Below are 17,397 nucleotides of genomic sequence, written 5' to 3'. Positions count from 1 at the left end.
CGCTACAACTGGCCCCCGACACGGGCCAGGAGTTCAGCGCCCGGTCAGCCGCGTGGCGTGTCCCAGGTGCTCGTCGGACCGTTGGAGGGCTCGTCAGCGGTCCCGGCCGAGGGCGCGGCGGATCCGCCGGAGCCGCCACCGGCGAAGCGCTCCTTGACCATGCTCGCGACCTGGTCGGTGACCTTGGCACCCTGCTCGCGCACGACGTCGTTGATCTTCTCCTCGGCCTGCGCGACCTTGTCCTTGACCGCCGGGTGCTCGAGCGCCGACCTCGCGCTCGCCTTGATCTTCTCGAACTGGTCGCGACCGGCGCGGGTGCCGAGCACGTAGCCCACGGCCGCTCCGACGATGAATGCCGCCTTGCCCTTCATGGTGAACCTCCCGGGTCGTGGTGCGGCTCCCAGTCTCGCACGCGCACGCTCAGCCCGCGGCGCGGACCGTGCGGGCCGCCGCGACGAGGTGCTCCAGGCTCGCGACGGTCTCCTCGTAGCCACGGGTCTTGAGCCCGCAGTCGGGGTTCACCCAGAGCCGCCGCGCACCGATGGAGGTGAGCGCCGCCCTCAGCAGCTCGGTGATCTCAGCGGTGGAGGGAACCCTGGGCGAGTGGATGTCGTACACGCCCGGCCCGATGCCGCGCTCGAACCCCGAGCCGGCGATATCGGCGAGGATCTCCATGCGCGAGCGTGCGGCCTCGATCGAGGTGACGTCGGCGTCGAGGCCGTCGATCGCATCGATGATCTCGCCAAACTCCGAGTAGCACAGGTGCGTGTGGATCTGGGTGGCATCGCTCGCCCCCGAGGTCGCGAGCCGGAACGATCGCACCGACCAGTCGAGGTAGGCCTGCTGCTGCTCGCGGCGCAGCGGCAGCAGCTCGCGCAGCGCGGGCTCGTCGACCTGGATGATCCCGATGCCGACGGCCTGCAGGTCGGCGATCTCGTCCCGCAGCGCCAGCGCCACCTGGTTCGCGGCCTCGGCGAGCGGTATGTCGTCGCGCACGAACGACCAGGCGAGGATCGTCACCGGCCCCGTGAGCATGCCCTTGACGGGTGCGTCGGTGAGCGAGGCGGCGTAGCTCGACCAGGCAGGCGTGATCGGCGCGGGCCGCGACACGTCACCCCACAGGATCGAGGGGCGCGTGCACCTCGACCCGTAGGACTGGACCCACCCGTTCTGGGTGGTCGCAAACCCGTCGAGGTGCTCGGCGAAGTACTGCACCATGTCGTTGCGCTCGGGCTCCCCGTGCACGAGGACGTCGAGGCCGAGGCGTTCCTGCAGCGCGATCACCTCGCGGATCTCGGCCTTCATCGCCTCGGCGTAGGTCGGCTCGTCGATCTCACCCTTGCGCAGGCGAGCACGCGCGAGCCGCAGGTCGCCGGTCTGGGGGAACGACCCGATCGTGGTGGTCGGCAGCGGCGGCAGATCGAGCACCTCGTCCTGCGCCGCGACCCGGGTCGCATAGTCGCCCCGGCTGAAGTCCGCCTCGGTGAGCGCGGCCGTGCGCTCGCGCACCGCATCGACCGAGACGCCGACGGCGCCCGCTCGGCTGGTCATGGCAGCCCGGTTGGTCTCGAACAGCTCGGGCGCCGCCTCCTCGCCCGCGGCGAGGGCGAGCACCTCGCCGACCTTCTCGTCGGCGAAGGCGAGCCAGGAGCGCAGCTCGGTCGGCAGGTCCGGCTCGTCGGTCGTGGTGTGCGGCACGTGCAGCAGCGAGGTCGAGGTCGAGATCGTCACGTGCTTGGCGCCGACGGGAGCGAGCGAGGCGAGGGTGCGCTGCGCCGCGTCGAGATCGGTGCGCCAGACGTTGTGCCCGTCGACCACGCCGGCGACGAGCGTGACGTCACCGATCCCCTCGACGTCGCCGTCCGGGATCTCGCCGCGCACCAGGTCGACGCCGATCGCCTCGACCCCGGCGGTCGCGAGGTCCCGGATGGCACAGCCGATCCGGTTGTACGGGGCTGCGACGAACAGGCCCGGTCGGCCGCCCGAGGTGACGGGCGGCTCGGTGAGCACCGAGTAGGCGCGCCGCACCGCGGCCTTCACCTCCTCGCGCGGGGTGTCCCAGGTGTCCGAGACCAGGGCGGGCTCGTCCAGTTGCACCCAGGTCGCACCGGCCCGTGCGAACGCGGCGAGCAGCTCGGTGTAGACCGCGACGACGTCGTCGAGCCTGCTCAAGGGGTCGAAGCCTTCCGGTGCGTCGTCGGCCGCCTTCGCGAGGAGGAGGAAGGTCACGGGACCCACGAGCGCGGGCCGCGTCAGCACGCCGTCGGCCAGGGCCTCGGAGAAGTACGCCACGGACGCGGTCTCGACCAGCCGGAAGTCGGTGTCCGGCCCGATCTCGGGAACGAGGTAGTGATAGTTGGAGTCGAACCACTTGGTCATCTCCAGCGGAGCGAGATCGCCCTCGCCGCGGGCGGCCGTGAAGTGGCCGGCCAGGTCGAGGGAGCCGAGCACGCCGTCCCTGCTGGCACGCAGGTGCTCGAACCGCTTCGGGATCGCACCGATCTGCGCCGCGATCGACCACACCTGGTCGTAGAAGGTGAAGTCCGAAGGGATCGAGGCGTCGTCGGTGCGGAGCCCCAGCTCGGCGAGCCGGGTCCGGTTCCGGCGGCGGAGGTCTGCTGCCGCCCTCGTGAGCGTGGCGGCGTCGGAGCGACCGGCCCAGTACGACTCGATCGCGCGCTTCAGCTCGCGCCGGGGCCCGATGCGGGGGTAGCCGAGGATCGTGGCGGCGGGGAACGGGGCGGCAGTGGGCGTGCTCATCGGTGGATCTCCAGGTGCTCGAGTGCGCGGAAGGTGTCGTCAAGGCATGCCGAACGGGGTGGTGACCGGAGCCCGAGGGCACCGGGCCCGGGCAGGCAGGGCTCAGTGGGTGTCGGCGGCGGTGCGGATGCCGGCGGCGGCGAGCAGGTCCAGTGAGGGGCCCGCCGAGTTGAAGGTGTAGACGTGCAGGCCTGGGGCACCGGCGTCGAGGACGCCCCGCACCAGCGCGGCCCCCGCGGCGAGACCGCGGGCGTACCGCTCCTCGGGGTCCGTCGCCGAGTCGAGGTGATCGAGCAGTGACTGCGGCACCGGCACCCCGGTGAGCGACTCCAGCCGGCGCAGTCGCCGTGGATCGGTCAGCGGGATGATGCCAGGCACGATCGGGATGTGGATGCCGGCATCCCGCGCGGCCTGCACGAACGCCGCATAGCTGGCGGGTTCGTAGAAGACCTGCGTGATCGCATAGTCGGCACCGGCATCCTGCTTGGCCCGCAACGCCTGGATCGTGTGAGGCTCGATCAGCGGGCGGCCGGCCTCGTCGTAGCTGCCGCCCGGATAGGCCGCGACCGCGATGCTCAGCGGGCTCGCCGTGTCCTCGCTGCCCGCGAGCTCGCGCGCCTCGACCCGGCGCAGCAGCGCGACGAGCTCGCTCGCCGTCGTGTACCCCGCGGGGTGCGGGCGCCAGTCCGGCTCCCCCTCGGGCGGGTCGCCGCGCAGCGCGAGGAAGTCGCGCACGCCGATCCTGATGAGGCCGGTGACCACCTCGTCGAGGTGCTGCTCCGAGGCCCCCACGCACGTGAGGTGGGCGATCGGCGCCACGCTGGTGTGCTCGAGGATGTGGGCGAGCAACGCTCCGGAGGTCTCGGCCGTCCTCCCGCTCGCGCCGTAGGTGACCGAGAAGAACTCGGGCTGCACGGCGGCGAGCCGCGCGACCGTCGCGGGCAGCGTCTCGGCACCGCGCGGGGTGCGCGGCGGGTACAGCTCGAACGAGACGGTCGGGCTGACGGCGGGCACGGAGAAGAGGCTAGCCGTGCTCATCGGGGGGCCTCGCGGACGAGGCAGACAGTGGTGGCCATGGGGACTCCATCGGTCCTGGCGTTAGCACCCTTCCCTCGGCAGGCCTGCCACTGGGGGTTGCTGCGGCGTCGACGAGCCAGGACTCTCGGCCGCTCTGGATGGGATGTGGCAAGCGTAGGAGCTGCCCGCCTGGCGGTCATGCTCGCTCATCATCTGGACCACATGTCGAGACGCGACGCGCGGTCGCATGCTTGGGTGGACCGATGGGTGATCGCCTCGACGCCGCGTTCGCCGCCGCCCGGCGGTCGTGGTTCCTTCCTGAGGGCGCGCGGGTTCGCGCGGCCTTCGACGGTCCCATCCAGATCGGCCACGAGCAGACGTGCTCGCAGCCGCGCACCGTGCGCGACATGCTCGCGCTGCTGGATCCGCAGCTGGGTGACTCGGTGCTCGATGTCGGCTCCGGCTCGGGGTGGACGACGGCGTTGCTCGCCGAGCTGGTGGGGCCCACCGGCCGCGTCCGCGGGGTCGAGCTCGAGCCCGCGCTCGTCACCTGGGGGCAGACCAACCTCGCCAAGGGCGAGTGGCCCTGGGCGAGCATCGAGGCCGCCCGGCCGGGCGTCGTCGGGATCCCGGAGCACGGCCCGTACGACCGGATCCTCGTATCCGCGGAGGCGCGCGAGATCCCGCGCGACCTGTTGGGCTCCCTCGCCGACGACGCCCGGCTCGTGGTTCCCGTGCGCGGCACGATGACCCTCGTCGACCGCCGGGGCGGGGTCGACGAGGTCACCGAGCACGGGAGCTATCGGTTCGTGCCGCTGCGATGAGCCCGGCGACGCTGACGACCGTCAGCCGCTCGGCCAGATGGACCGCAGCGGTCCCATCCCTTCGTCGACGTAGTCGGCGATCGGGCGGGTGCTGCCTTCGTCGAACCAGCGCTCGAGGGCCGCGAAATACCCGAAGGCGAGCGCATGCGTCACGACGTGCGCCTGGGTGGGACTGAGCGTGCGCTCGGCAACGAGCAGCGGTGCGAGGCGCTTGGCAGCGCGGTCGAGCGTGGCGAGCACGGCGGCGCGCACCGAAGGCTCGCTGAAGAAGTAGCGCACCCGACGGCGCGATGTCGGTTCGCCGGCCTCCTCCTGACCGGGGTCCTCGTACCTGAGCACCGAGCCGAGGAGGCTCCCGATCGGGTCGGTCGGGTCCACCAGTGACGCGAGCTGCTCATCGGTGAGGGTGTCGAAGTCATCGGCGACGAGGAGTCCTTCCTTCGTCCCGAAGTAGCGGTACACCGACGACGGCGACACCTCGGCTGCCGCCGCGACCTGCTCGATCGTGACGGCGTCGAACCCTCGCTCGTCGAACAGGTCGAGCGCACGTTCCTGGATGGTGCGCATCGCAGCGTGGCGCCACTGCTCGCGGAGACCTGCCATGTCGCCCATCGTAGCAAGCAGGAAGTAACTCTCTGAATGGCATTGACTCGCTGGCAATCGCGATGGCACAGTGAAGTGCAAGCAGACAGTCACTGTCTAAACCACCAGGGACGGAGGTCCACATGACCACGACGACTCACCCGACTGCCCCGCGCCAGCGCCGCGCCTTGCCTGCCCTGTGGGCCGGGCTCGCCCTGACCCTCGCGGTCGGCGCCTATGCGCTGATCGACGTGTCCACGACCCAGGTGCTCGCCGATCACCTGCGCGCGACCTATCCGACCTTCGGCGCCCGAGAGGTCGAGGCAGGCGTGCAGGCGTACGTCGCGATCCTGTTGACGGTCACCGGACTCGGTGCCCTGGGCTGGCTCAGCACGATCTGGGCGGCCCGATCCGGCAAGGCCTGGTCGGCATGGTTGGCGACGGTGGCGCTGGTGGCCGCTGTCGCCATCGCGCTGGCGGGGCTGACGACGGTCGATACCTCGGGCGAGGTCGGACTGGCGCCCGTGATGGGTTGGCTGCTGCTGCTCCCGGTGCTGCCCGGGGTCGTGGCGGTCGTCAAGCTGTGGCGACGGGACGCTCGCGCTTGAGCCGGTTCGCCGCACTGAAGCGCGCGCTGTACGCCGGTGGCCGTCCCGGCCGGCTGATGCGGTGGTGGATTGCCCTCGACGTAGCGCTCTACTCGCGGGGCTGGGGCACACCCCACCAGGCGGCCGTGCTCCTGGTGCCAGGCCGGCGGTCCGGCCGTACGCATGCCGTGCCGATCGTGATCGTCGACCTGGGCGGCCGTGCCCGCATCCGACGCCGCGGTCGCGACCGGCGTGTTCGGCTCACGCTCGTGCCCGTCGGTGAGCGCGCACCGATCCTGCGCCGCTATCTGGCCATCGCACCAGGCGCACGCCCTCACGTCGGCGTGCGCCGCGAGGCATCGGTCTCCGATCTCCACCAGGTCGCCGGACACCATCCGGTCTTTCGCATGGACCGGACCTGATCGCCTCGATCAACCCGGCGGGGTGACCCGATGGGTCATCCGGTGTCGACGAAGCCGTGGGTGACGTCGTACTCCTCGGCTGTGAGCGGCCATCCCCTCAGATTTCCGGGGTCGTGGCCGGCGCCTGGCCCCGGCTCACCGAGGCCGCGAGCGGCAGGCGTGACGAAGATCCCGTTCAGTGGTGTGGTGGTGCCGTTGGTGACGAGCCAGACCGCTCCGGCGGGGGAGGACCAGATCCAGATCCCGGGCGCGGGTTGGACGACTCGCCAGCGGCCTTGGTCCTTGGCGCGGTGGTGCTTGCGGCACAGTCGGTGGGTGTTGAGCGAGGCGGTCGGGCCGCCGTCGGCGTAGGGGTGCTGGTGATCGACATCGCTGACCATGGCGCGACGGTGGCAGTGCGGGAACGTGCAGTAGCCGGCGTTGAGCAGGGCGAGCTGTCGCTTCAGCTTGGGCGGCGCCACGTACCCGGTGTAGGCGAGCGGTTCGGACAGGTCCAGCACCGGCCTGATCGTGACCTGGGAATGGCCCACGATCTGGCGCGCCTGCTCCTTGCTAAGCACTCCGGCGCCCTCTTCGCACCAGGTCCCAGACGCCCGGTCCAGGTGCAGGTACAGGACCGTGGACCGCATCTTGGCGAGCTTCTCCAGCACACCTGCCGGCAACCCCGCCACCCCAGCAGCGGGAGCCGCGGGCGTCACCGCCGCAGCGCCCGCCTGGTTCGCGATCGCGTCGGGCGCGCGGCCCTCGGCCATGGCGTTGCGGTGGTAGTCGCGCATCTCGGTCAGCGCGGTAAGGAGGTCGGGGTCGGCGAGCAGCCCCAGGGCGACGGCGCGCAGGATCGTCTTCGGACGACCGTCACCGAGGTCGGTCAGCCAGCCAGCGATCTCGTCCAGCCGGGCGTCGAGGCGGGCGGCATCGGCGGTGGCGAGGCGGGCGGCGAGGTCGGTGGCGCCTCCGGCTTCGTGCACGACCTCGACATGAAGGGAGGCGGCGCCCTTGGCCTCGGCCTGCTCCACGGTGTCGGGTCCGCGCACGGTCAGCACGGCCTGATCGACCATGTGCCGCAACCGGCCCATCGGTACCAGCGCCGCCACCGGCATCGGCCCGCGTCCGGTGTCCCGCAGCTGCAGCAACCGGGCTTGCACCAGCTCGCACTCGGCGACCGTGAGGTCGCGGGTGCGGCGGGCGATCATCCGCGCCCGCACGAACGGCAACGACCCATCGCGCACGCACCCTGCGACCTGCCGCAACCGCGAGCTGAGGTCCAGCACATCGGCGCACAACCCCGTCGCGGCGGCCTGCGACAGTCCCAGCGCCCCGGCTACCTCGCACACGGTGAACTCGGCCACCTCCGGGGTCCCCACCCCACCCAGCCGCAGCAACAGCTCCTCACCGGGCAGCACCACCGGCGGCGCCACGTAGCCCTGCCGGGCCTCGGCCAGGTACTGCGCCAGATGATCGAGCCGAGCACCCTCCATGCGCGTCACCTCACGATCAGCGGCCACGGCAGCACGCAGCGCCCCGTCACCGACCAGACCAAGAGGTAGAACATCCATACGAGAACTCAACCACGCACCACCGACACACCACCCTGCCGGGACGGTCCGCGGGATCAACAGTGGGTGATCGCACGTGGCAGACGCGTCCGAGGGGCGCCTCGTGCTCCGGGTGATCACGGGAGGACTGCCGCCGAAGGCCAACGGCTTCGGATCAGCAGGAAAAGGGGGTGAGCCTGGCGTCCTCGGAGGGCGCCACCGCGGTGCGCGTCCGTGCTCGACGGGGTGACCACGGGAGGGGAGCGGCACGTGAGGCAGCAGTGGCAGGGGTGGCCAGCGGTGCGAACCGGGCCGCGCACCGCCGTCGACCGGGGTGGAACGGGGACGACCGGGCCAGGGAGCAAACCTCTCGCGCGGGTGACCACGGGTGGGCGTCGACCTCACGCCCCACCCTGCGGAGACAGTCGTGAGACCTCGCTCGGGCCGTCGCGAGAGCTCAGGCCGTCGCAAGCACCTCGTACGGGGCGAGCGGGACGACATCGGCCGCCAGGCGGGCGAGATCGCCGTCGAGAGTCACGAACGCGTCGGCCTGCAGGCGCGTCACCGCGAGGTACTCGGCCACCGGGGTGTCGTCCCAGCCGAGGTCGGCGGCGATCTTCCACGCCGTCGCCCGCGAGACGCGGTCCCCGAGGAGTCGGATCTTCGTCGTGGTGACGTGGTCGAGCACGGCCCTGGCCTCGGCCTCCTCGATCTCGCCGGCGCGCACGCCCCTGTACATCTCGCTCAGCACCTGCGAGCGCAGCAGGTTCGGCGCCACGAGCTGATGGTGCCGGTCCGGTCGCAGACCCTCGCGGGCGAGTCGGATCGCGACAGCGGCGTCGATGACGTATCTGGACATGTCTCGATCGTGCCACTGCAAAAACGGCGCGACCCGTTCGTCGGAGGAGTGAGTCGCCCCGGAACCGCCGGGGTACCAGCCGCTCGGAGGCGCATCATGTCCACCTCGACCCGCACCGCTCGCCCGCTGATCCCGACCCGTGCCGGCACCGTCAGCACCCGGGAGGCGCTGACCGCCGACCGCGTCACCAAGTCCCTGCTCGGCTACGGCGTGATCGCTGGTCCGATCTACGTCGTGGCATCGCTCGCCCAGGCAGTCCTGCGCGACGGCTTCGATCTCACCCGGCACGCGTGGAGCCAGCTCGCGCTCGGTGGCCCCGGCTGGATCCAGGTCGTCAACTTCGTGCTGACCGGCGCGATGCTGATCGCGTTCGCCGTCGGGCTCGCCCGCGCGCTCGGGCACGGACCGGCCGCACGGTGGTCACCGATCCTGGTCGGCGCCTTCGGCGTGAGCATGATCGCGGCCGGCATCGTCAAGGTCGACCCGGCAGCCGGGTTCCCGGTCGGGGTCCCCTCGCCCGCGGCCATCAGCACGAGCGGGCTCATCCACCTGGGGGCGGGCGCCATCGGCTTCTCGTGCCTGACGGCGGGGCTGCTCGTGCTCGCCCGTCGCCTCTCCCGGGAGGGCTTCTCGAGCCTGGCCGCCTGGACCAGGGTCATCGCCGTGGCGTTCTTCCTCGCGTTCGCCGGGATGGCCTCCACGGCGTTGGGCGGGGCCGGGATCATCGCCTTCGTCGTCGCCGTGGTCGCCGTGATGACGCTGCTCAGCGTGCTGGCGGTGCACCGCTACCGCCAGATGCCCAGCACGGACGGCTGAGAAGCAGCACGACGCATCCCCGACCCCCGACACAATTCCCCCATCACCGAAGGAGACTCACCATGCGTTATCTCGTCGTCCTCGAGGGCACCGCCCCCGCCACCGCCCCGCCTGCAGCCCTCATGGAAGGGATCATGCAGCTCGGAGAAGAGGCCGTCAGGGCAGGCGTCATGCTCGACAACGCCGGTCTCGCGCCGAGCGCCACGGGCGCCCTGGTCACCGCCGACGCCGACGGCGTCCGGATCACCGACGGCCCCTTCGCCGAGTCGAAGGAGATGATCAGCTACGCGCTCTACGACACGCGCACCAAGGAGGAGGCGGTGGAGTGGACACGTCGCTTCATGGCCCTGCACCACGAGCACTGGCCGGAGTGGACCGGCGCGGCACGCGTCCTCAAGATCATGGGCCCGGAGGACTTCGCCCCACCGGCCGAGCCCACGAGCTGAGTGTCCGACCCGAGCCTGGCCGAGGCCGGGCGAGCCGCCGTCGAGGCGATCTGGAGGATCGAGTCCGCCAGGTTGATCGCGGCGCTCGCCCGGTACACGGGCGACCTCTCGCTCGCCGAGGAGCTCGCCCAGGACGCACTCGTGACGGCCCTGGAGCAGTGGCCCACCACGGGCCCACCACCCAACCCAGGAGGATGGCTGATGACGACGGCGAAGCGCCGCGCGATCGACCGGTCCCGCCGTGATGCCCTGCACCACCGCACGATGCAGACCCTCGGTGCGCGAGCCGAGACCCACACCGGTGAGCGCGACGAGATCGAGAGCCGCCTTGACGATGCCGTCGGTGACGACGAGCTCGCGCTCCTGTTCGCCGCCTGCCACCCCGCCCTCAAGCGCGAGTACCGGGTCACGCTCACCCTGCGCTGCCTCGGTGGGCTGAGCACCGACGAGATCGCCCGCGCGTTCCTCATCCCCAGCAGTGCCGCGGGCCAGCGCGTCTCTCGCGCGAAGAAGGCACTGCGCGACCGCGGGATCCAGCTGGAGCTGCCCACCGCCGTCGACCTGGCGCCACGGCTGGACTCCGTGCTCGAGGTGATCTACCTCGTGTTCAACGAGGGTTACAGCGCCACCGCCGGCGACGACTGGATGCGCCCCGAGCTCAGCCATGAGGCGCTGCGGCTGGCGCGCCGGACCGCCGCGCTGCTGCCGGACGTCGCCGAGGTGCACGGTCTGCTCGCGCTGCTGGAGCTCACCGAGGCGCGCGGGCGAGCAAGGATCGACGCGAGCGGCGCACCCGTTCTGCTCCAGCACCAGGATCGACGGCGGTGGGACCGCGGGCACATCACCCGCGGTCTCGCAGCCCTGGCCAGGGTGCAGGATCTCGGCACGGTCGGGCGGTACGGCGTGCAGGCGGCGATCGCCGGCTGCCACGCGGTGGCGCCGAGCACGGCGGAGACCGACTGGCGGCAGATCGCGGCCCTGTACGACGTGCTCGCCCGGCTCTGGCCGAACCCCGTGGTCACGATCAACCGCGCGGCGGCGCACGGGCAGGCGCACGGTCCCGAGGCCGGGCTCGCGATCCTGGCCACGGTGCCCCCAGACGAACTCGTCGACTACCCGCAGCGCTCGGCCGTCGAAGGTGAGCTCCTCGAGTCAGCGGGCCGGCACGCAGCGGCTGCGGAGGCTTTCTGCCGAGCTGCGCGGGCGACCAGCAACCTCGCCGAGCGCACCCTCCTCGAGCGCCGCGCGAGAGAGGCGTCTCGGCTAGGTTGAGGGCATGCCACAGACTGTCCAGGGCGTCATCGCCCGAGCCAAGGGCGCCCCGGTCGAGGTCGTCCCGATCGTCGTCCCCGACCCGGGCCCGGGCGAGGTGATCGTCAAGGTGCAGGCGTGCGGCGTGTGCCACACCGACCTTCACTACCGCGACGGCGGCATCAACGATGAGTTCCCCTTCCTGCTCGGCCACGAGGCGGCGGGCGTGGTGGAGACGATCGGCGACGGCGTCACGGAGGTCGCCGTCGGTGACTACGTGATCCTCAACTGGCGCGCGGTCTGCGGTCAGTGCCGCGCATGCCTTCGCGGTCGCCCGTGGTACTGCTTCAACACGCACAACGCGGCGCAGAAGATGACGCTCGAGGACGGCACCGAGCTCTCCCCCGCGCTCGGCATCGGCGCCTTCATCGAGAAGACACTGGTGCACGCGGGCCAGTGCACGAAGGTGGATCCTGACGCGGCTGCCGAGGTCGCCGGCCTGCTGGGCTGCGGGGTGATGGCCGGCATCGGCGCCGCCATCAACACCGGCGGCGTGGGCCGCGGCGACAGCGTGGCGGTCTTCGGCTGCGGCGGCGTCGGTGACGCCGCGATCATGGGCTCCCGGCTCGCGGGCGCAGCCACGATCATCGCCGTCGACCTCGACGACACCAAGCTCGAGTGGGCGACCGAGATGGGTGCCACGCACACCGTCAACTCCGGTCAGACCGACCCGGTCGAAGCCATCCAGGCGCTGACAGACGGCAACGGCGCAGATGTGGTGATCGACGCCGTCGGCATCCCGAAGACCTACGAGCAGGCCTTCTACGCACGCGACCTCGCGGGCACGGTCGTGCTGGTCGGCGTGCCGAACCCGACGATGACGATCGAGCTCCCGTTGATCGACGTGTTCGGCCGCGGCGGCTCGCTGAAGTCCTCCTGGTACGGCGACTGCCTGCCGAGCCGCGACTTCCCGATGCTGATCGACCTGTACCTGCAGGGTCGCCTGCCGCTGGAGAAGTTCGTCACCGAGAGGATCGGTCTTGGCGACGTCGAGGCAGCCTTCACCAAGATGCACGACGGTGCGGTGCTGCGTTCGGTGGTGATGATCTGATGACCCTCCGCGTCGAACGCGTCGTCACCTCGGGCACCTTCTCGCTCGACGGCGGAACCTGGGACGTCGACAACAACGTCTGGGTGGTCGGGGACGAGACCGAGTGCGTCATCATCGACGCCGCGCATGACGCGACGGCGATCCTGGCGGCCGTGGGTGAGCGAGACGTTGCCGGGATCCTCCTCACGCACGCTCACGACGACCACATCGGTGCCGCCCGGCAGCTGGCTGAGACCACCGAGTCGGAGATCTGGCTGCACCCCGAGGACCGGATGCTGTGGGACGTGGTGCACGACGTCGCCCCCGACGGCGAGCTCACCGACGGGCAGCGCTTCACCGTGGCCGGTGAGGAGCTCGTGGTCCTGCACACTCCCGGCCACAGCCCGGGCGCCGTGTGCTTCCACCTGCCGGCGCTGCACCGGGTCTTCACGGGCGACACGCTGTTCAACGGCGGGCCCGGCGCGACCGGCCGCTCCTACTCCGACTTCCCCACGATCATCGACTCGATCACCGGGCGGCTGCTCACGCTGCCGCCCGAGACGGTGGTCCACACCGGCCACGGAGACGACACGAGCATCGGCGCCGAGGCACCGCACCGCCAGGAGTGGATCGACCGGGGGCACTGACCCGTCAGGTCGACTCGCGCACCACGAGCTCGGCCGGCAGGGTCACGAACTTGGGCCGACCACCCTCGACCATGCTCAGCAGCACCGAGACCATCTCGGCGCTGATGGCCCCGAAGGGTTGTCGCATCGTCGTCATCGGTGGACTGGCCTCGGCGGCCGCGGCGGTGTCGTCGAAACCGCCGACCGCCACGTCCTCCGGCACCCGCCGCCCGGCCTCCCGCAGCACCGCGAGCGCACCCGTGGCCATGAGGTCGTTGGCCGCGAAGACCGCATCGAGGTCGGGGGCACGGTCGAGGAGCTCGATCATGGCGCGCCGACCTGAGGCCACCGAGTAGTCGCCGTAGGCGATGTGGTCCTCGCCGAGCTCGAGCTCGGCGACCTCGGCTCGGTAGCCGTCGAGCCGGAACCGGCCACCGGGGGTGTCGAGCGGGCCGACGATGCACCCGATCCGCTCACGCCCCCGTGAACGCAGGTGAGCCACCATGGTCCGGGCCGCGTGCTCCTCGTCCACCGAGACCCAGGCGACGTCACGCGCGTGGCCGAGCGGCACCCCGCAGGCGACCACCGGGATCTGCTCGGTCAGCAGGCTCTCCACCAGCGGCTCGTTCTCGTGCGAGGAGATCAGCAGCACGCCGTCGACGTGACCGGCCGCCAGGTAGCTGACCACGTGCTCACGCTCGGCGGGCGTGCCGGCCACCAGCATGATCAACGTCTGCCCTCGCTGGGCGAGCGCATCCGCCGCGCCACGGAGCAACGAGGCGAAGTTCGGGTCCGCGAAGAGAAGGTGCTGCGGTTCGGTCAGCAAGAACGCCAGCGAGTTCGCACGCCCGGTGGCGAGGCTGCGTGCATGTTGGTTGACGCGATAGCCGGTCTCCTTGACGGCGCGCTCGACGGCAGCCAGCGCCGCGGGCGAGACCCATCGATCACCGTTCAGCGCGCGCGAGACCGTGCCGCGCGAGACGCCTGCTGCGGCCGCGACATCGCGGATCGTCGGTCGTCGGCGCTGCTCCACCCGCTGACTCTAGAACGGCCCGGCCGCGTTCACGCACGCATCGACGCTTGAGCCAACTGTGCACGGTCACAGTCCCATAACGATCATGTTCTGCGGTGTTGCTCGATCGCTCTCGTGGGTAAGACTGTGACCGGTCCCAGTTGGGCTGGGACGACGAACGACCCACTACCCACGACCCAACGGAGTGTCATGACCGACGGCTGGCCGCACCCTCGGATGCGGAGTCGTATCGCCTTCGGCGGCGACTACAACCCCGAGCAGTGGTCGCTCGAGAAGTGGCGCGAGGACATCGCGCTCATGCGGGAGGCCGGCGTCAGCATGGTGACGATCGGGCTGTGGAGCTGGGCCGTCGTCGAACCCCGCGAGGGTGTCTACGACTTCGACCAGCTGGACACCGTGATCGATCTCCTGCACGAGGCGGGCATCGCGATCGATCTCGGGACCCCGACGGCGTCCCCTCCTGCGTGGTTCTTCGCCACCTACCCGGGCGCCCGTGTGGTCACGCGTGAGGGTGTGCCGCTCGGGTTCGGCTCGCGGGGAATGGCCTCGCCGAGCTCACCGGAGTACCGGCGGGCCGCCGTCGGTATCGCAGGCGCGCTCGCGCGGCGGTACGCGGACCACCCTGCCGTGGTGCTGTGGCACGTGCACAACGAGTACGGCGCACCCGTGGGCGAGGACTTCTCCTCCCACGCCCGGGCAGCGTTCCGCGGCTGGCTTCAGGACCGCTACGGCTCGCTCGAGGAGCTCAACACCGCCTGGGGCACAGCGTTCTGGGGGCAGCAGTACACCGACTGGGAGCACGTCGACCTGCCCGGGCCCACGCCGTCGGCGCCGAACCCCTCCCAGCAGCTCGACTTCCACCGCTTCACCGATCACCAGCTACGCGCCTGCTACCTGGCGGAGCGGGACGCGATCCGTGCGCACGCGGCCCAGCCGATCACCACCAACTTCATGGCGGGCAGCTGCCCCACGACCGACCTGTGGGCGTGGGCAGCCGAGGTCGACGTGGTCAGCAACGACCACTACCTCACGGCCGCCGATGCCGAGCCGGAGATCGGCCTCGCGATGGCCGCCGACCTCAGCCGGTCGTTCGCGGGCGGCCGGCCGTGGCTGCTGCTCGAGCACTCCACCTCCGGTGTCAACTGGCAACCCCGCAACGTGGCCAAGCAGCCGGGTGAGATGCGCCGGAACTCGCTTGCGCACGTAGCGCGTGGCTCGGACTCGGTCATGTACTTCCAGTGGCGCGCCTCCCGGGTGGGGGCCGAGAAGTTCCACTCCGCGATGCTGCCCCACGCCGGTCGCGACACCCGGACCTGGCGCGAAGTCGTGCAGCTCGGCGCGCAGCTGGACCACCTCGGCGAGGTCGCCGGCACCCGCGTGCAGGCCGACGTCGCGATCCTGTGGGACGCCGAGTCCCACTGGGCGCAGCGGCTGCCGTGGCGCCCGAGCGTCGGGCTCGACCCGGAGGAGCGGATCCGGACCTGGTACGAGCGGCTGTGGCGCGACGGCCTCACGGTCGACTTCGCCCACCCGCGCGCCGACCTGTCCGGCTACCGGCTCGTGCTCGCGCCGGCGTCCTACCTGCTCACCCGTGCGGCCGCGGCGAACCTCACGGCGTACGTGAAGGACGGCGGCACGCTCGTGGTCGGCTGCTTCAGCGCGGTGGTGGACGAGCACGACGCCGTGCACGAGGGAGGGTTCCTGGCACCGTTGTCCGAGGTGCTCGGGATCCAGGTGCACGAGTACCTGCCGCTGCGCGAGGACGAGAGCGTCACGATCGACGTGGCGGGGCAGCCCGTGCCGGGGACGGTCTGGCAGGAGGCCGTCGTACTCACCGGCGCCACCGCCGTCGGGACGTATCGGGACGGCTACGCGCCCGGCGAGCCGGCCGTCACGCGGCACGTGCACGGCGCAGGGACCGCCTGGTACGTCAGCGCCTGCCCCGACATGGCCGGGCTCGCCGCCGTGCTCGCGCCCGCCTACCGGGATGCCGGTCTGGCCGGCACCGACCAGCCGGGCGTCGAGGTCGTCACCCGCACGGGTGCCGAGCACAGCTTCACCTTCGTCATCAACCACACAGGCCAAGCAGCGCGCGTGCCGGTCCACGGTCACGACGCTCTGCTCGGCCACGCACCGGTCGGCGGGATCCTGGCCGTGGACCCGGGTGACGTCGCTGTCATCCGGGCCGCGGTGACCAGCCTGCCGTCCGATCGCACCCGAGCCGCCGCTCATGCCTGACGGCGGCACCACCTGAGAGGAACAGCCATGCGGAAACTCATCGTCGGTGTCGCGGCCCTGTCCGCGACAGCACTGCTCGCCGCCTGCGGAGGCGGCGGAGGTGGTGGGAACGAGGCGGAACCCACCACCGGTTCCAGCGCCGAGGAGACCACCAGCGCCGCTGCCGGCGGCGCCGGCGAGATCGTCATCTGGGTCGACGCCAACCGCGAGCCCGGCGTGATCGCTGCCTCCGAGAAGTTCGAGGAGGAGACCGGCGTCGCCGTCACCGTGGTGCAGAAGGAGTTCGGCGACATCAGGAGCGACTTCCTCGCGCTCGTGCCCACGGGCGAGGGTCCCGACATCGCCGTCGGAGCGCACGACTGGCTGGGCTCCTTCATCGTCAACGGCGTGATCTCCTCGGTCGACCTCGCTGACAAGACCTCCGAGTTCTCCGACGTCTCGCTCGAGGCCTTCACCTGGGAGGGCCAGCTCTACGGGCTGCCGACGGCGGTCGAGTCCGTCGGGCTGATCCGCAACACCGAGCTCGCCCCCGACCCGGTGGGTGGCACCTTCGAGGAGATGGTCGCCAGCGGCGAGGCCACGGGCGCGCAGTACCCGTTCCTGATCAAGACCGGCCCGGAGGGCGACGCGTACACCTACTACGCGTTCCAGACCTCGTTCGGCGCCCCGGTGTTCCAGCAGAACGACGACGGCTCGTACGCCTCGGAGCTGGGCATGGGCGAAGAGGGGGGTCAGGCGTTCGCGACCTGGTTGGCCGAGAACGGGCAGACCGGCACCGGCCTGCTCAACACCGACATCACGCTCGACATCGCCGAGGCCGAGTTCATGGCGGGCAACTCCCCGTACATCATCGACGGGCCCTGGAACGTGGCGAAGTACGAGGACGCGGGCCTGACCATCGCCGTCGACCCGATCCCGGCGGCCGGCCCCGAGACCGCGGCTCCGTTCGTGGGCGTGCAGGGCTTCTATCTGAGCGCGCAGAGCCAGAACCAGCTGCTCGCGACCGACTTCCTCGTCAACTACATGGCGACGCAGGAGGCACAGACGGCCATCTACACCTCCGACCCGCGGCCGCCCGCGATGAACGCGGTGGCGGACTCCCTCGCCGACGACCCGGTGCTGACCGGCTTCCTCGCCGCGGCCGAGAACGGTGCCCCGATGCCGTCGATCCCCGAGATGAACAGCGTCTGGGACTTCTGGGGCGTGACGCAGGCCAGCATCATCTCCGGCGCGGCCGAGGCCGGCCCCGCCTGGGACAAGATGATCGCCGACATCAACGGCGCGATCGGCTGACCCCCTCCGTGGGGGCCG

At 71.2% G+C, this 17,397-nt stretch carries 17 protein-coding genes and 1 riboswitch; of the genes, 10 read left to right on the top strand and 7 right to left on the bottom strand.

Features of this window, described 5'->3' with window-relative positions; genetic code table 11:
* Positions 1-44 precede the first annotated feature (44 nt).
* From GPA03_RS22910 to GPA03_RS15105, 3 genes are all read right to left on the bottom strand, one after another.
* Positions 45-371: a YtxH domain-containing protein gene (locus tag GPA03_RS22910; RefSeq protein WP_194239530.1), complete on the bottom strand. Its 327-nt coding sequence runs from the start codon at positions 369-371 to the stop codon at positions 45-47.
* A 49-nt stretch (positions 372-420) separates the two neighbouring features.
* A complete protein-coding gene (gene metE, locus GPA03_RS15110) occupies positions 421-2,760 on the bottom strand; it encodes a 5-methyltetrahydropteroyltriglutamate--homocysteine S-methyltransferase (RefSeq protein WP_156252852.1) in 2,340 nt (779 codons plus the stop codon).
* Positions 2,761-2,862: 102 nt separating this feature from the next.
* Positions 2,863-3,774: a methylenetetrahydrofolate reductase gene (locus GPA03_RS15105; protein ID WP_241681322.1), complete on the bottom strand. Its 912-nt coding sequence runs from the start codon at positions 3,772-3,774 to the stop codon at positions 2,863-2,865.
* 66 nt (positions 3,775-3,840) lie between these two features.
* Positions 3,841-3,942, bottom strand: a riboswitch (SAM riboswitch).
* A 98-nt stretch (positions 3,943-4,040) separates the two neighbouring features.
* Here GPA03_RS15105 and GPA03_RS15100 point away from each other — a divergent pair.
* Complete coding sequence (locus tag GPA03_RS15100; RefSeq protein ID WP_156252850.1) at positions 4,041-4,601, top strand: protein-L-isoaspartate O-methyltransferase family protein; 561 nt, start codon at positions 4,041-4,043, stop codon at positions 4,599-4,601.
* Positions 4,602-4,622: 21 nt separating this feature from the next.
* On the opposite strand, the gene GPA03_RS15095 is transcribed toward GPA03_RS15100, so the two are convergent.
* The gene (locus GPA03_RS15095) at positions 4,623-5,204 is read right to left on the bottom strand and encodes a TetR/AcrR family transcriptional regulator (protein WP_156252849.1); all 582 of its coding nucleotides are present in this window, start codon (positions 5,202-5,204) and stop codon (positions 4,623-4,625) included.
* A 122-nt stretch (positions 5,205-5,326) separates the two neighbouring features.
* On the opposite strand from GPA03_RS15095, the gene GPA03_RS22670 reads away from it, so the two are divergent.
* Together GPA03_RS22670 and GPA03_RS15085 are read left to right on the top strand one after the other, a co-directional pair.
* A complete protein-coding gene (locus tag GPA03_RS22670; protein WP_206673586.1) occupies positions 5,327-5,791 on the top strand; it encodes a hypothetical protein in 465 nt (154 codons plus the stop codon).
* Positions 5,788-6,192, top strand: a complete 405-nt coding sequence (locus tag GPA03_RS15085; protein WP_206673585.1) for a nitroreductase family deazaflavin-dependent oxidoreductase — start codon at positions 5,788-5,790, stop codon at positions 6,190-6,192. Before GPA03_RS22670 ends, GPA03_RS15085 begins: the two co-directional genes overlap by 4 nt.
* 35 nt (positions 6,193-6,227) lie before the next feature.
* On the opposite strand, the gene GPA03_RS15080 is transcribed toward GPA03_RS15085, so the two are convergent.
* Both GPA03_RS15080 and GPA03_RS15075 read right to left on the bottom strand, forming a co-directional pair.
* Positions 6,228-7,748: an HNH endonuclease signature motif containing protein gene (locus GPA03_RS15080; protein WP_162458390.1), complete on the bottom strand. Its 1,521-nt coding sequence runs from the start codon at positions 7,746-7,748 to the stop codon at positions 6,228-6,230.
* Between the two features lie 436 nt (positions 7,749-8,184).
* Complete coding sequence (locus tag GPA03_RS15075; RefSeq protein ID WP_156252847.1) at positions 8,185-8,586, bottom strand: PIN domain-containing protein; 402 nt, start codon at positions 8,584-8,586, stop codon at positions 8,185-8,187.
* 96 nt (positions 8,587-8,682) lie between these two features.
* On the opposite strand from GPA03_RS15075, the gene GPA03_RS15070 reads away from it, so the two are divergent.
* From GPA03_RS15070 to GPA03_RS15050, 5 genes are all read left to right on the top strand, one after another.
* Positions 8,683-9,402, top strand: coding sequence for a DUF998 domain-containing protein (locus GPA03_RS15070; RefSeq protein WP_156252846.1), 720 nt, complete (start codon positions 8,683-8,685; stop codon positions 9,400-9,402).
* Between the two features lie 62 nt (positions 9,403-9,464).
* Positions 9,465-9,848 (top strand): YciI family protein, encoded by a 384-nt coding sequence (locus GPA03_RS15065; RefSeq protein ID WP_156252845.1) that lies wholly within the window; start codon positions 9,465-9,467, stop codon positions 9,846-9,848.
* The gene (locus GPA03_RS15060) at positions 9,849-11,120 is read left to right on the top strand and encodes an RNA polymerase sigma factor (RefSeq protein WP_206673584.1); all 1,272 of its coding nucleotides are present in this window, start codon (positions 9,849-9,851) and stop codon (positions 11,118-11,120) included.
* Between the two features lie 4 nt (positions 11,121-11,124).
* Positions 11,125-12,210, top strand: coding sequence for an S-(hydroxymethyl)mycothiol dehydrogenase (locus GPA03_RS15055; protein ID WP_156252844.1), 1,086 nt, complete (start codon positions 11,125-11,127; stop codon positions 12,208-12,210).
* Positions 12,210-12,836 (top strand): MBL fold metallo-hydrolase, encoded by a 627-nt coding sequence (locus tag GPA03_RS15050; protein WP_156252843.1) that lies wholly within the window; start codon positions 12,210-12,212, stop codon positions 12,834-12,836. The genes GPA03_RS15055 and GPA03_RS15050 overlap by 1 nt, the downstream gene beginning before the upstream one ends.
* Before the next feature lie 4 nt (positions 12,837-12,840).
* Here the strand turns inward: GPA03_RS15050 and GPA03_RS15045 are convergent, their stop codons facing one another.
* Positions 12,841-13,848, bottom strand: coding sequence for a LacI family DNA-binding transcriptional regulator (locus tag GPA03_RS15045; RefSeq protein WP_156252842.1), 1,008 nt, complete (start codon positions 13,846-13,848; stop codon positions 12,841-12,843).
* A 189-nt stretch (positions 13,849-14,037) separates the two neighbouring features.
* Between GPA03_RS15045 and GPA03_RS15040 the strand changes: the two genes are divergently transcribed.
* Positions 14,038-16,086, top strand: coding sequence for a beta-galactosidase (locus GPA03_RS15040; RefSeq protein ID WP_194239529.1), 2,049 nt, complete (start codon positions 14,038-14,040; stop codon positions 16,084-16,086).
* 27 nt (positions 16,087-16,113) lie between these two features.
* Positions 16,114-17,379, top strand: a complete 1,266-nt coding sequence (locus GPA03_RS15035) for a sugar ABC transporter substrate-binding protein (protein WP_156252841.1) — start codon at positions 16,114-16,116, stop codon at positions 17,377-17,379.
* The last annotated feature ends 18 nt before the right edge of the window (positions 17,380-17,397 follow it).

The sequence above is a fragment of the Pseudactinotalea terrae genome (assembly GCF_009733845.1).
GTDB classification, from domain to species: domain Bacteria; phylum Actinomycetota; class Actinomycetes; order Actinomycetales; family Beutenbergiaceae; genus Pseudactinotalea; species Pseudactinotalea terrae.
Note: the sequence above shows the minus strand (reverse complement) of the source record. Positions and strands in the feature narration are given on the sequence as shown.

Excerpts from the sequence above, each read along its gene's own strand:
- GPA03_RS22910 (WP_194239530.1), bottom strand. The coding sequence starts at position 371 with ATGAAGGGCAAGGCGGCATTCATCGTCGGAGCGGCCGTGGGCTACGTG.
- metE (WP_156252852.1), bottom strand. The coding sequence starts at position 2,760 with ATGAGCACGCCCACTGCCGCCCCGTTCCCCGCCGCCACGATCCTCGGC.
- GPA03_RS15100 (WP_156252850.1), top strand. The coding sequence starts at position 4,041 with ATGGGTGATCGCCTCGACGCCGCGTTCGCCGCCGCCCGGCGGTCGTGG.
- GPA03_RS15095 (WP_156252849.1), bottom strand. The coding sequence starts at position 5,204 with ATGGCAGGTCTCCGCGAGCAGTGGCGCCACGCTGCGATGCGCACCATC.
- GPA03_RS22670 (WP_206673586.1), top strand. The coding sequence starts at position 5,327 with ATGACCACGACGACTCACCCGACTGCCCCGCGCCAGCGCCGCGCCTTG.
- GPA03_RS15080 (WP_162458390.1), bottom strand. The coding sequence starts at position 7,748 with ATGGATGTTCTACCTCTTGGTCTGGTCGGTGACGGGGCGCTGCGTGCT.
- GPA03_RS15075 (WP_156252847.1), bottom strand. The coding sequence starts at position 8,586 with ATGTCCAGATACGTCATCGACGCCGCTGTCGCGATCCGACTCGCCCGC.
- GPA03_RS15070 (WP_156252846.1), top strand. The coding sequence starts at position 8,683 with ATGTCCACCTCGACCCGCACCGCTCGCCCGCTGATCCCGACCCGTGCC.
- GPA03_RS15065 (WP_156252845.1), top strand. The coding sequence starts at position 9,465 with ATGCGTTATCTCGTCGTCCTCGAGGGCACCGCCCCCGCCACCGCCCCG.
- GPA03_RS15055 (WP_156252844.1), top strand. The coding sequence starts at position 11,125 with ATGCCACAGACTGTCCAGGGCGTCATCGCCCGAGCCAAGGGCGCCCCG.
- GPA03_RS15050 (WP_156252843.1), top strand. The coding sequence starts at position 12,210 with ATGACCCTCCGCGTCGAACGCGTCGTCACCTCGGGCACCTTCTCGCTC.
- GPA03_RS15040 (WP_194239529.1), top strand. The coding sequence starts at position 14,038 with ATGACCGACGGCTGGCCGCACCCTCGGATGCGGAGTCGTATCGCCTTC.
- GPA03_RS15035 (WP_156252841.1), top strand. The coding sequence starts at position 16,114 with ATGCGGAAACTCATCGTCGGTGTCGCGGCCCTGTCCGCGACAGCACTG.